Genomic DNA, 13,195 nt, shown 5'->3' on the forward strand with positions numbered 1-13,195 from the left:
TCAGGCGCACCGATATCGGACGCCCCCAACAGTCAGGCTGAACTGATGGCCGTCGAGCGCCGAGGCGGGGACATTGAAGGGAACGTCCACAGACTGCCCGGCCCCGACCTGTGCACCGGATGCGAGCGTGCCACCACCGGGAACGCTGACCTTGATGGAGCCGACAAACTTACCGTCCTTTTCCTCGTAGGTGCCACGTAGTTGCCCGCCTCCATTGTCCAGGCCAGCAATCTTGCCGTTGACGATTGCAGCAGCGCCCGAGTACGAGCCGCCGCCACCCGAGATATCGGTGCGGAAAAAACCAGTCATGCTTTGCTCCAGCTTAACAACTATGAAATAAGACGAACGCAAGCTCACACAAGAGGTGGCAGTGTGCTGCTTTCGACAACATTACTATTGACTGCACGAACTTGTTACGCTTCAGGCTGATTCGAAGCCGACCGTTCAATCCCGTCCGCCCTTGCAATCTGCGCGTCGCCACCATGCCTCACGCCCACGGCGAGGGTGTCGTTCTGCGCGTCCTCGACCGCTCCGCCGTCGCGCTTGAGTTCGAAGCACTCGGGCTATCGACTCTGTCGTCGCTGCCCTGCGTCGAGCACTCTCGGCCCCCATGGCCTGATCCTCGTCACCGGTCCGACCGGATCGGGTAAGACCACCACGCTTTACGCCGCCCTCAAGGAACTCACCTAGGGTACGCGCTGGCTGCGCAATGCGGGGTCTGGCCCGTTCAAACCGCTAACGCGTTCTCACCGAAAGGAACACGTAGAACTTCCACCGGGGGCTGACCGGCCAACCACGGTAAGCGCAAAGTCAGCTCAATGTAATAGGAAAACCATCATATGCAGGGGCTTCTTTTTTAGGCAGAAATTCAACCTAAAGTAGTCAGTGATTGATACGGCCTTACGGCTCGCAAGCCTGCTTCTTGTATGGGAGTAACCTGCACCCCGATCGCTCGCATGTGGGCTTGAGCCACCCCGCAAGCAACATAACATTCTGATAAATATTGGCTTATTTGCGGGACGTTCTTTGATTTCAACATGGTGTTTAAGGCAGGAGTAAGCGGCACTCACGCTGCCACAAACACCATTCAAGGCCCACAGAAGGGCACTCGAACAAGAGTTGCAATTTTCGTCTGCGGCGCTCATTTTGTTAGGACATAATACCGAACCTGACCGACGACCTGGAGGGTGCAATGATGCAAGTTTCACTCGGCGATCGGCCCGCGGTGAAGCGTTCCTGGATTACTGCTCCGATCTCACCCGGCCTGCCCGTACCAGCTTCTACTAGCGACGCCGAAGCGATCTACCGCTTCCCATGTGGCTACCCCCACATCGTGAGTTTCAACGATGCAACGGGCGCGCTGGTGTACGCCGTGCGTATGCGTGGAGCAGATGGTCATCTCGGCATCGTGGGAGATGAAACCGCCGACCTCCAGGCGGCCCAGGAGGCACTTAGCCTGCTGATGTCAGCTCTTCTTCAGTTCAAATACTCTTCAATGGACTACGATGTAGAGGAGAAGGCCGACGAGACGTTTCGAGCCGTGTGGTGGCCGGGCGGTGGAACCCTCCTGGAGCTTCCTGTTGAAACATGCACAGGCTGGCCGAAGGCTCATCTACAGAGTCTCGACTTCGAATTCTTGGAGACGATACCCCGAGGATTTCCAATCATACTTGCCGACGAAGAGGATGGCAAACGGTGGTACATCGAGTCCTACAGGGACCGGGACGGCAATCTATTTTGGAGTGATTGGGGGCATAGATGGACTGATGATTACGCCGAATGCGTTCGCCTCATCGAGGAGAAAGCCATCCGGCGCTTCTGCATGTGGGAAAAACATGTCTGGGCCGAGCTATCGCGGCCCGTCGTCGTTTTCGGCAGGTAGGCGCGGTGGCGCCGCCCTCCACGAGCGCCGCCTCGCGGTCATGCTGAACCGTCCGCGGCCAAACGATACCTCGTCGCCGGGCCCTGCCCAAGGGTCTGGTCTCGCCACGTCGCTCGAACCACCTTCGCCGAATGGCTCATACCTTCGATTCCACGTCCTTCGGCCTTGCAGCGCATCGACGACACTCATCTGGAAGTATGTGGCAAATCCATTGCCGACCAACTGCGATCGAAAGTACTCCGTCAGATTCCCAGTGTTGGGGAGCGCTAAATTCCTAAAAGTCTTTCCGTCGCACCGCGTAAGGAGGTATGGATGAAAGCTCTTTATCCTCTCGTCTTCGCTCATTATTTTTTGTATCCTTTGGCGGAGCAGAGATGTTCCGGCTCGCAAGACATTTCTTGGTACGATCCGTTCCTTCGGCTTTCCTGACTGACGGCAGTTTTCCAGGCACTCGAGAGCTTTGGAGAGAAGCGGCTCCAGTCTCTGCGAATTCCGTTTGAGTGCGCCGATGATTTTGCTGAATTCGCTCTCCTCTACGTTATAAAATTTTGCGAAAGCTGTCAGCTCAGACAGCACCAAAGTACGCTGAAGTATCTTCCATGCTTGATCGACCTCAACAGTCTCTCCGAACAGCTGGATTCTCTCCGGCCAACTCATCGACATGGTGCGCAGCAAATCTGCGTGCAGCAGGTAGAGATTTTCCATCTCGTAGCACGCCAGGAACAGAACACCGTCCAAATCATCTATTGTGCGATATTTTTCGTCGTCGATCGGCATCCAATCCCGTGTCGCATTTAGAATCAAATGACGGCTATATCGGTACATGTCGAGGCAGCCGGCGTGATACGCTTCTTCGCCGTCGAGGAGGCAGTAGGCTCGATTGAGAGTCGCCGACAGCGCGCCGCCTCCGTGCGCCGCCCTTTGGGCCTTCATCGCCTTCCAAGCGTGATAGCCGCCCCGCTGCCCCTCCGGGCCAAGCGCAGCACGGAATTGGATGTACTGGCTCAACGTCGGGCCGGCCATTCGCTCGTAGAAGGTGGCGTCGTCAGTTCCTTCCACGTAGATGACGATGCGCTCACCTTCGTGCCATTTCGAGCGAGCGCGCCAAGTATAGTCGTGAATGTCCTGAACCACGTTCAGAACCCCGACGTCCTGGCGCCGCCGATGACGATCCGGTCTCCGAACGGATGCTCGACGAAGGACATGAATGCCTCGGGCGATCTCGCCGCAACCATGACGATCGATCCCAGATCCTGTTCGATAATCCGGGCGAGCGATTGGTGCAGGTAATCCAGATCGTCCGCATGGAAGTCGCCGTCGATACCTTCAATCAGCACGATGGTGCTCCGTGTTCGATGCAGCAGGACCGCTGCATGAAGTGCCAGGAGCGTGCGCTCCGGTGCGTTCAGCGTGGACAGGGAATGAAGTCTGCCACCGTGAGCCAGGGCGAGACCGGAACCGTCCTCCGCGAGTAGGAAGCGTGGCGGGGCGTCCTCGCCATCTACGAGTACGGCATCCGAGAGTTCGAGGAGGAAGCTTTCCCGCTCAGCCTCGGGCATGCCACGCAGCGAGCGTTCGAACTGCTCGTCCATGGGCGGTTCGAGCGACAGCGACCGCGCAACGGCATATCCTCCACCCCGGTCCAGGGCACCGCGACCGAACCGCAGAACGGTCGGCAGCATATGGCGGCAGCCGTCCGCCGCACCCGGATACGTCCGCGATGGTGTTTCGTCCTCCGCAGCCATGCCTTCCGCTGCGCGCACCGCTTCGAGCAGCACCCGGCCGAACAGGTTCGTTCCTTCGTTCGGCTCCAGTCCGATCGGATCGAATGCGATTGCCGCCCATTCGGTCGCACCCCAAGGCTTCTCCGAAGCGAGCGAGTCGCTCCACGCCAGGGGAGGAGAAGTGCCTCCGATCCAAAGGCTCAACACGCATTCGATGCGGCGGCCTTCGAAGTCGCAGGTCGCCAGCAGATCGAGTTGAACCTCCGATCCCGGACGGATTCCGAGCTTCGATGCCGCGCGACCGGGCCGTGCGCCGGTCGGAGACGTCAGATCCCAGAGGGCAAAGATGCAGTCGAGGACGGTGGTGATCCCGGACCCGGTCACCTCGTGGAAGAAGCAGAGATTGGCGAGCGAACGGGCGCGTTCGTCCGGTGTGGGAAGGCGCAAGGGGCGACTGAGTTCGGGGCTGCGGGCTTCCCCGCTCCGATGTCGCCCCCTATCGTGCTGTCCGCTCGTCCGGTGGGGCCCCAGAAAGGGGATCACGACGAAATCGGGGGTCGCGAAGGGCCCGACGTCCCTCAAGGAAATCTGGATCGGGCACAGCCGCAGAACTCTCGTGTCAGCCATGTCGGTGCGCCGGCCGAAGATTCGGCCCGATCCGGGTTGGCCGGACAGCGGGTGCACGGCGCAGGTGGAGGAAGGAGCTACGGCTTCATCCCTCTACCGCGGGTCCGTTCGCAGGCACTTAATGCGATACTGCGCATTTCGCTCGTCCGGCGGTCCGCTACACCTCCACCGAGGGCTACTCCCCTGCTTGCGTCGTGAGGCCGGCATCAGGGGCGCAACAGGAGTGGGGATCGAAGTCGGAGTCGGAAGCGCAGGGCAGGCCGAGCCGACGATTCGTTTCGGGACACGACCTCTGCGATCGCCGCTTCGTACGCCGTCAACGAGCGGCCGCGAGCCTCCTCGTCTTCGCGGCGAGCCGCGACGTATCGAGGTTCGCCACGGCCGGCGAGCAGACCTGCTCCAAGGCCGCCAAGGCGGACGCCCAGTGCCCCTTCGCGATCATCACCTTCACGCCGTACTCGATCGACTCGTCGTCGTACGGCGGCGGAAGCGTACTCAGACTCAGGATCTCGCTGCGCAGATAGAACAGGGTCGCGTCGAGGTACAACCGCTTCTTCGGATGCTCCCATCCGCTCCAGGCGGGCGCGACGACGGACCAGTCCTCCTCGCTCGTGCTCCAATCGTTCGTCTTCGCCTTCCCGGCGAGGTGATCCATGAGTTCGGGCGTCCGCACCCGCCCCGAGCAGGGGGCAGCGCAGGCGCGGACGAACCTCTGCATGGCCAAGCCGCGCGATGCTGTCGTCTGACACGCCGACAGACCGACGAGCGAAGCGTCGATCATCAGCGTGTATCCCTCCTGTCCCGGCATTCTGTCGATCGCCACTCGATCGATCAGCCTCCGCAGGGCGGACACGAGCTTCAGATCCGCTTCGGTCGGGTCCTTCAGCGGCATGCGCATGATCAGCCTGTTCATCTCGTCCCGCATCTTCGGGATGGCGATCTGCGCCAAGTCGACCGTACTATCGGGCACATGCACGTTCGCGAGTTCCTTCGCGAGCCGCTCTCTCTCGTCGTTCAAGCGCTTGCGCTGTCCGATCTCCTGATCGCTGGTCAGACCGGCTAAAACGGACCTGTCGACGCTGGCATCGAACCAACGGTCGATCTGGCCGACCCGTTCGGTCAGAACGGCACGGGTGCGCAACGCCTCGTCGCGTGCACGCTGCACGGCGACGACGAACTCGGCCTCGAACAGTTCGACCGCCCGATCCGAAAGGATGTTGTCCCGGATCTCCCTGAGTATCTCCGCCTCCACGAACAGCGAACTCGTGCTGCCTCTGCGATCGCACGTGCCGTGTTTGAGCGCGGCCGCACAAACCAGTCTGCGCACGCCCGAGACACCCTGGCCGCCGAGCAACATCTTCTGCCCGCAGACACACCGGTAGCTGCCATGAAAGACCAGCACGCTTCTGCTGCGACGCTCCCTCGGTTCGTCGCGATCGTCGCACGCAGTCTCGTCGAGAAGAGCGTTCGCCTTGCGCCAGAGCTCCGGATCCACACGGGCCAACTCGGGCCTGTACACCTTCTTCCAGTGTGTCGAAGACCGAACCCGGGTGACCGTCTTGGCCCTACCCGGGGTCCGCACCCTCATCATGCGGCCGTAGATCAGCCAGCCGATGTACTTGGGATTGCGCAGGATGCCGCCGCAGCGAATGCGCGATCCGGCGATCGCTTCCTGCGACCAAAGTCCGCCGCGTGGAGCCTGGATTCCCTCCTTGTTGAGGATGTAGGCGATCTTGCGCGGACTGATGCGGTGGACGACGAAGAGGGTGAAGATGCGGATCACCACCTTCATCTCCTCTTCCTCGACGACGATCTCGCCGCGTCCACGTCCCGTGCGAAAGCCGTAGGGAACGGCACCGATGTTCGTACCTTTTCCCGCAGCCACCCACTGCGCGTAGTTCGTGGTGCGAAGGAAGCGCTCCCTCTCCTCCATCGCGCATAGGCTGAGGAAGGTGGCCTTCACGAGATCGACGCGTCCCGTAGCGCTGCCCGTGGCCACGTGGATCTCGATGCCGAGCGCCGTGAACTCGTCGAAGAGCATCATCCCGTCGGCGGAACGGCGCGACAGGCGATCCCAGCCGTACAACAGGAGCCTTCCGAACGCTTTGCTGCGCGCAAGCCGACGGATCTCTTCGAGGGCGGTGCGGTCGTCCAGCGAGTCGCCGGTCTTGCCCCGGTCCGCGAACAGATGCTCGGAACGCAGCTCGAAGTCCATTTGCGCCGCGTATCCGGTGCACACCTCGGCTTGGCGTTCGATGCTGGCTTCCTTCTGCGCGCGCCCGGAAAAGCGTGCGTAGATCACGCATTCGGCGGAGGCGGGGGCGACTTCCGCCTCCGCCTCGAAGCGGCGCATCCATTTGCGGATCGACTGCAGCTCGGCCGGAAAATCGTCGGGATCGGTCGACTTGTTCATGGGTTCGGTATCGGTGAGCCGCCCGATCGCGGGTGCGACCGGGGACGGCGAAGGAATTGGTCGCGGACGCTCCCGGACCGGACGGAGAGAGGTCGGTCAGTTTGGTCGGAACCCGGCGGCCTGAATCTGACCGGTCACCGATCGGAAGCGGTCGGACGCCTCGATCGGTCGGCGAGGGCATCCCGGCAGAGGGCCAGCCGACGTTCGACGGAATCCCCGGTCCGGCGCGTGTCCGAACTGCGCACGCGAAGCGGAGCGCCGTGAACGATCCCATTCGGCATCCGGCCAAGTCTCGGAGCCACGCGGCGGCAAAGGCCGGAGTACACGCTCGCGATCGCGAGCGCGCATCGGGATGGTTGCAAGGATCTCTCCTTCGAGTCGAAAGAGGGTTTCGGCTGTGCCCCAGTCCGGCCTCGGGCCGGACGGGTTGAACTCAGGCGGCAGGCCCCGACCAGGGACCGGGGTCGTCGAGCGGAGGCACCGGATGTGCGAGTTTACGCTGGTACGGGCGTTTTCCAGTCGGATTCGCTGGGCCGATGTCGGCCACGATAGGCGAATGGCGCGCCTTCAGGATCGGAAAGACACGGCGCCACATCGTATCGGGCCCCGGAGCACCCATCATGCTGGAGGCGTACGGCGCGTAGCGTTCCGGAAGATATCTCGGCCCGAGCCCCGTCGCTCCCACGAACAGGATGGCCTCCGCCGCGAGCCGGCCACCTGCACGAAGTTGCGGAACGTCGTCGAAGACGGGCTGGACTGCCGCCCAATCGTCGTCGTCGAGCGAGAAGGCTCCCGCTTCGGCGCGTCTGTGGTGGCCGAGGACGACCTCGGGATACCGCATGGGACCCTTGGGCGGATGGGGGAACCATCGTTCCGGAGAGCGCTCCGCCGATCTCCCGCACGACGGCAAGCCGCTCGGGGCTTCGGGAACGCCGAACCACAGCCGCATCCGGCAGCCGTCCTCTTGGATGTCCAGCTCGATCTCGCTCAAGATGCTGCGGACGAGGCCGATTACACGAAGATCCTCCTCCGATCGCGAGATCCTGGGGAGGCGCTCCATGATCCTCAGGATACTCGCCCGGTCGGTCTCGGCGTCCTCCCGAGTCAGCGCGCGGAAGGCCGGCGCGACGAGCTTCTTCGATCTCTCCGAGAGCCTGTGATGCTCCAACTCGAGTTCGCAGCATGCAGCGGAGACCGACGGATCGATCTCCTCGGCGTCCTCGGGCGAGAGTGCGTCGAGTTCGCGCCCGATGCGCTCGATCTCGGCGGCGATCCCGTCGCGTTGGGAGGCGACCTCCTCGACTAACTCCTGCCACTCGGCCCTACGGATCTCCTCCAACATCGGACCACGGTCTGCGTCGAGAATCTCGTCGCGGAAAAAGACCAGCACCTGCCGCGCGAGAACGCTGAACTGCAGACCCTTCTTCCGATCGCAGTGGCCGCCGAGGCGCGCGACGTGGCAGTACATGTTTCCCACCGCGAAATCCTCAGTGACTCTCATTTTGACGCCGCAGGCGCATCGCACGAGACCGAGGAGAAATGGCGCTCTCGTCCTGGGCTTCCGCATACGCGACGTCACTCCGGCACGTTCGTTGACGGCGTCGAATACGTCCGCCTCGACGATCGAGAGGTCGGGCCTGCGCAGGACGACGGGTTTTTTTGATTGGATGCCCCAGACGAACAGCCCCTTCAGAATCGGCCTGTCCAACGCTCCCCAGCCGCGCCTGAACAACGATTTCGCTTCCCACAGGCCGCCACCCGGCGCCGGGATGCGTTCGGCGTTCAGCGATCTGCAGAGTTCGCTCGGCTTCTTGCCGGAGTTCAGTTCCTGGAAGCAGCGGAGCAGGATGGCAGCCTGCTCCGGATTGATCCGCCAGTCCGGACCTTCGATCCGGTCGTATCCGTAGGTTGACCACGTCCCGAACAGGCCGCCTCTCGACGCTGCTCTGCGTCTTCCGTCTGCGATCGCTTCGAGCATGCGTTCGCGCTCGCGCTGTGCCGATAGGGCGAGCATGAGGATCTCGAAGAGTTGGACTTCGCCCTTACCGGCCACGTGGATCGACACGCCGTAGCTGGACAGGATTTCGTACAGACGGGCGGCGTCGGTGGCGCTTCGCGTCAGCCTGTCGATGCTACGCACGGCCAATATGCGGAACTTGCCGGCACGAGCCGCGGCCAGCATCTCCGCCAATCCCTCGCGGCCGACGGTCGTGCTGCCGGACCGGTGGCGGTCGACGTACAGCAGACGCTCCCGATCGAATTCCGGGCCCAGGGATTGGGCGTGGGCCATGCAGGCGTTCAGTTGTGCGCCGATGCTGAAGTAGAGGGGATCGGCGGAGGATCTGCGCAGATAGAACGCTATGGAGGGTGCGGTAGCAGGAGGCGGCTCCGGCGTGCCCTCGTGCCGTGCGATCCAATCGCGGATCAGACGGTCTAGCGGGTTGCTGTCCTCGGAATCGTATTCTTCGAGCACGACGAAAGGTCTTTCGTGAGCAGGCGAGGCAACGCTCGCTGCATGTAAATCGATCGGGGCGATGGAGAATGCATGCTTCTAACTCGGGCAGTGAGGTCGAACTGATATTTCGCGGTTCTGTGGGCATGGAAAAGCATCGATTGGCCTTTCGCGTCGGATCGACACCCCTTTGATCATACGATCGTGCGCATGGGGCAAGATATATATTTTCTCGAAAGGTCTTGATTGTCGCGAGCGAATCGGACGCGCAGGTAAGACGCCGTCGGCTAGTCCTCGAACCTGTAATCCACGGTTTCGAGGTCGTAGGTTCGACTCGCTGGAGACGGCCGAGCTCCGCGGTTGACCTTCACATCGTGCCGCGATCCTTCCCGCAGAAGACCCGCGGCCGCCCAATTGGCCAGAGCGCACACGAACGCCACGTAGGATTCCGACATCGGTGCCGCAGGATCGGGGCCGCCCGGTGTGCCCTTTTCGGATCGTGGCCTGCCCGGTTCGTCGCTGCCTCCGGACGCACGATCCGGGCGGCCCCGTCCTCCGATGATCCGGCGAGGTTCCGAACCTGCGACCGACTCGCGGCGGCCCGGAGGCCCGGCTGCGGCGGACGTCTCCGCGGAGAGGCTCCGCTGTGCGCGGGGCACGGCCTTCCCGGCTCCGGTCCCGCTCCGCAGTCCACGGCCCGAGGCGGTAAAACCTCGAGAACGTCCGGGCGTACCCCGAGACAGGGTCGAAGGTGACGAGTTCGCTCGTTCTGCAGATCCGTCCATCAGCGATCTCCGGATGTCCGACGACCGTTCCGACCAAGTGAGGCATGGGGGAGAGGGAGACGCGCCAGTCCATCAGGATGGGAGCCTCGCGAAGGACCCGTTCGGTCGGGTGCTCCCCGCGCGCTATCTGCTGGAGATCTTCCGCGAGGGCAGAGAGCTTGCATGCGAGACGCGCGAGGTGCGGGAACGGGCCGGGCCCGCGGTTCAGGATCGGCATGGCGATGCTCCGCCGTCCGCGTGCATCCGGGCGGACACGACCTTGCCGCGCCCGGGCTTCGGCCTCCGCGAAAGGCCGACGGTACTCTCATTGTCGGGAACCGCCGTGCCCGCCCCCGCGGATTCGACCGGCGGCTGCAGGATCGCTTCCATCTCGGCACTGTCGAGAGAGCGTCGCTGCGTCAGCGTCGATGCGAGCGCGTCGAGACAGCGACGCCGCTCGACGAGGATGCACGTCGCGGCATCGGACGCTCTGCGGAGATCCCGTTCGACCAAGGCCGAAACCTTCGCCGGCATCAATGCTGGCGGTGACACCGCGATCCGGCTTCCCAAGCCCCAGCTGCAGTGCATGTGTCTGCAGATCGCCGTCGCATCAGAGAGGTCGGCCGCAGCCCCGGTGCTCGCAGCGCCGTGGACCAGCACCTCGGCGGCTCGTCCGGCGAGATAGACTGCGAGAAGGTCGAGCAAGTTCGCGCGCGTGGCGTAGCGGTCGGGAAAACGGAAGCTCGTCGAACCTCCTCCCTCCGCAGACCTGTGCAGAACGATGGCCTGCAGTTCGAATCCGAGAGCATGTGCCACCACCGCGTGTCCGCTCTCGTGCGTCGCGAGGCGCGCATCTTCCGCTTCTCCACGCGACGGCGCGGATGCGTCGATCTCGAACAGGAGATCCCCGAGCGCGAGCATTCTGTCCGCCCTGCGCGCCCTGCCTCTGGCACGGCGGACCCAGGCGGCGCAGTCGGCACCGGTACCGCCCAGCGCGCGTCTCGCCACATCCGTCAGATCGGCATCCGCGAGATCCGTGCCGAGATGCTGGCGCAAGATCGCGGAGAGGTCGGAAATCGTCGGAAGAGGGATGGTGAAGCAGCGATCGAACCGTCCCGACCGCAAGATGGCCGGATCGATCCGATCCGGGTGGTTCGTAGTCCCTACGAGGAGAACTCCGGCATGCCCGCCCGCTCCGTCCAGGCATTCCAGAAGGCCGTTCACCACCTGGACCGAGTAGGCACGATTGTGGCCGGAGAAATGCCGCCTGTCGCCGAAGGAGTCGAGCTCGTCGATCAGGGCGACGCAGGGTGACGCTTTCCTGGCTGTCTCGAAGAACCCGCGCATCGCCGCCAGCGTGGTGCCCAGATGGGCCTCGCCGGCCGACTGCCATTGTGCGAGCGATCCGGCGAGGAGAGGAACGCCCGCCTGACAGGCAAGCGCCCGAGCGAAGGATGTCTTTCCCGTTCCGGGTTTGCCCGCCAGCAGAACTCCCGGCTCGCACGCAGACCAGGAAATCCTATTCCGAGAGTATGCCGACAGATCCGCTGCCGCCGCCAAGCCCCAATCCGCGGCCGGCCCGTACCCCGCGAGATCCTGCAGGCGTAGCCCGTCCGCAGCGCGGCAGCGCTCGAGGCGCCGCTCCACCATCGCGGCGAGCCGATCGATCGATCCGTCCGCGCCCCTCGCCCGGTGGATCGCGGCTCGCAGATCGCGGGGTCCGACCGCGGCGGCCGTGCCGGCCGTCAGGCGCCGCCTCGCGATGCCGCCGACCACATGGTCGACGACGAACTCCACACCTTCCGGGTCGAGGTCGCCGACGACGATCCGCTCCTCGCAGGTCTCGAGAAGATCGACCGGCAATCCGGTATGCTGACCTGCCAGGACTCCGATCAGCGGCCTGTGCTCGCGGAACGCCTTCGCCGTGCCGCCGTCGCTTCTCGATACCGGATGGATGCGTCCGGCCACCGCTTCGACGACGATCGCCCTTCGCCCCTCCTGGAGCTTCGGTCGATCCTTCCGCCAATTCCCGGGTCGCGTCGGCGCCGACCCGAAGCAGGCCTCCAGTGCCATCCCCATCGGCTCGATCCACTCCGCATGCGGGACCTCGACGATCACGACCGGCGCAGCGTTCTCCAGCCGCTGGAGAAGGCCTTCGCGCGACGCCAGGGCGAACCCGAACAGGACGGCCGCACCGGCCACCTCGGGTCCGAACCGCTCCGGCTCCTCGCAGAACTCGAGAAACCCCGATTCGGCCGCCGATTGCTCCTGCAACCGCTGAAGCAGATGGCGGACCACGTCGGGTCCGCTTCGCGGGATCGCGCGAGATCGACGTTTCGCACCCGGTTCGCGTGGTTTCGCCGGCCCCTTCATCGCGCGTGGCCTCCGATGGAAGCGTCGGCCTCGATCAGCCCCGGAAAGGTCAGTTCGATCATGGTCATCAACTCGCGCGCGGATTCCGGAACAGGAGCCGGATAGCCGGCATTGCCGGCCTTCCTCAGGTTCGATGAGATCAGGACGGTGTTGCCACCCCGACGGATGGCGTGCTCGATCTCGATCAGAGCGCAGGATCTCTCCGGCTCCCGGCAGGGCAATCCGCCGATCAGCAGGACGTGTCGGCTCCCGCATCGAGCGCCGCCGGCGGAGAGATCGCCGATGCACCGGCGCCAAGTGGCAGGATCGAGGAGCCTGACGGTGATGCGGCGACCGGCATCGCTGCCGATCAGGAGACAGGCCTGACTCCGAAGGCTGACGGAGAGTTCCGCCAGGTAGCCGAGGCCTCTCGCGGGCGCGAACACGATCCAGGTGCTCCGTCCCTGCAGATGGAGAGCGAACTGCCCAAACGGATCGCCTGCGAGCTTCAGCTCGTAGCATGCCGCACCAGTCGCAATCGGCCGACCTACCGGCCGCCGGGGGCTGCACTCGTCCGCATGCCGCATGGCGAGTCTCGCTGCCGAGGTCGGCGTAACGATGCCCTTCCGGACGAGACCGGCGAGGCAGTCGACGGTTTCGTCGTTCACCCCGGCCAGTTCACGAAGTCTGATCGGGAAAGGCGCGTCCGGCTCGGGGCAGGTATCCGCGCGCCCGATGCCGGAAAGCCTCCGCACCATCCTGGCGACGCTACGGTTCGGGGCGCCGCGCGACGACCCTGCGACGACGGGACGACCCGAGGGAAACTCTACGACGATGCCGCTGCCGACCATGGCGTAGGCTCCATTGAGGACGGTTCCGACGAGAAGGCGGGAGTGATGCCGTTGGGGGTGGCTGCCGCGCGCTAGCGCCGACGGGATGCCGCGGCGGCTTCGGACGACGCGACGGGATCGCCCCCGTCGC

10 protein-coding genes are annotated in these 13,195 nt (G+C 63.9%); 2 read left to right on the forward strand and 8 right to left on the reverse strand.

Features of this window, described 5'->3' with window-relative positions:
• A complete protein-coding gene (locus tag LPC10_RS01220; RefSeq protein ID WP_131801314.1) occupies window positions 1-309 on the reverse strand; it encodes a hypothetical protein in 309 nt (102 codons plus the stop codon).
• 195 nt (window positions 310-504) lie between these two features.
• Between LPC10_RS01220 and LPC10_RS01225 the strand changes: the two genes are divergently transcribed.
• Window positions 505-690 carry an ATPase, T2SS/T4P/T4SS family gene (locus LPC10_RS01225; RefSeq protein ID WP_231345093.1) on the forward strand — a complete coding sequence of 62 codons (186 nt, stop codon included), beginning with the start codon at window positions 505-507 and terminating at the stop codon, window positions 688-690.
• Window positions 691-1,225: 535 nt separating this feature from the next.
• The gene (locus LPC10_RS01230; protein WP_231345094.1) at window positions 1,226-1,882 is read left to right on the forward strand and encodes a hypothetical protein; all 657 of its coding nucleotides are present in this window, start codon (window positions 1,226-1,228) and stop codon (window positions 1,880-1,882) included.
• Here LPC10_RS01230 and LPC10_RS01235 read toward each other — a convergent pair.
• The 7 genes from LPC10_RS01235 to LPC10_RS01260 form a co-directional block, all read right to left on the reverse strand.
• Window positions 1,850-3,016 (reverse strand): hypothetical protein, encoded by a 1,167-nt coding sequence (locus LPC10_RS01235; protein WP_131801306.1) that lies wholly within the window; start codon window positions 3,014-3,016, stop codon window positions 1,850-1,852. The genes LPC10_RS01230 and LPC10_RS01235 overlap by 33 nt on opposite strands.
• A 2-nt stretch (window positions 3,017-3,018) precedes the next feature.
• Window positions 3,019-4,053 carry a hypothetical protein gene (locus tag LPC10_RS01240; protein WP_063987224.1) on the reverse strand — a complete coding sequence of 345 codons (1,035 nt, stop codon included), beginning with the start codon at window positions 4,051-4,053 and terminating at the stop codon, window positions 3,019-3,021.
• Between the two features lie 496 nt (window positions 4,054-4,549).
• Entirely contained in the window at window positions 4,550-6,646 is a 2,097-nt protein-coding gene (locus LPC10_RS01245; RefSeq protein ID WP_063987225.1) for a recombinase family protein, read from the reverse strand.
• Between the two features lie 433 nt (window positions 6,647-7,079).
• Window positions 7,080-9,119 (reverse strand): recombinase family protein, encoded by a 2,040-nt coding sequence (locus tag LPC10_RS01250; RefSeq protein ID WP_231345095.1) that lies wholly within the window; start codon window positions 9,117-9,119, stop codon window positions 7,080-7,082.
• A 78-nt stretch (window positions 9,120-9,197) separates the two neighbouring features.
• Window positions 9,198-10,100 (reverse strand): DUF6634 family protein, encoded by a 903-nt coding sequence (locus LPC10_RS25635; RefSeq protein WP_370644624.1) that lies wholly within the window; start codon window positions 10,098-10,100, stop codon window positions 9,198-9,200.
• Entirely contained in the window at window positions 10,088-12,160 is a 2,073-nt protein-coding gene (locus LPC10_RS01255; RefSeq protein WP_231345096.1) for an AAA family ATPase, read from the reverse strand. The genes LPC10_RS25635 and LPC10_RS01255 overlap by 13 nt, the downstream gene beginning before the upstream one ends.
• Window positions 12,161-12,231: 71 nt before the next feature.
• The gene (locus LPC10_RS01260) at window positions 12,232-13,065 is read right to left on the reverse strand and encodes a hypothetical protein (protein WP_231345097.1); all 834 of its coding nucleotides are present in this window, start codon (window positions 13,063-13,065) and stop codon (window positions 12,232-12,234) included.
• Between the last annotated feature and the right edge of the window lie 130 nt (window positions 13,066-13,195).

Source organism: Methylorubrum sp. B1-46 (assembly GCF_021117295.1).
In the GTDB taxonomy this organism is placed as follows: Bacteria; Pseudomonadota; Alphaproteobacteria; order Rhizobiales; family Beijerinckiaceae; genus Methylobacterium.

Excerpts from the sequence above, each read along its gene's own strand:
- LPC10_RS01245 (WP_063987225.1), bottom strand. The coding sequence starts at position 6,646 with ATGAACAAGTCGACCGATCCCGACGATTTTCCGGCCGAGCTGCAGTCG.
- LPC10_RS01260 (WP_231345097.1), bottom strand. The coding sequence starts at position 13,065 with ATGGTCGGCAGCGGCATCGTCGTAGAGTTTCCCTCGGGTCGTCCCGTC.
- LPC10_RS01220 (WP_131801314.1), bottom strand. The coding sequence starts at position 309 with ATGACTGGTTTTTTCCGCACCGATATCTCGGGTGGCGGCGGCTCGTAC.
- LPC10_RS25635 (WP_370644624.1), bottom strand. The coding sequence starts at position 10,100 with ATGCCGATCCTGAACCGCGGGCCCGGCCCGTTCCCGCACCTCGCGCGT.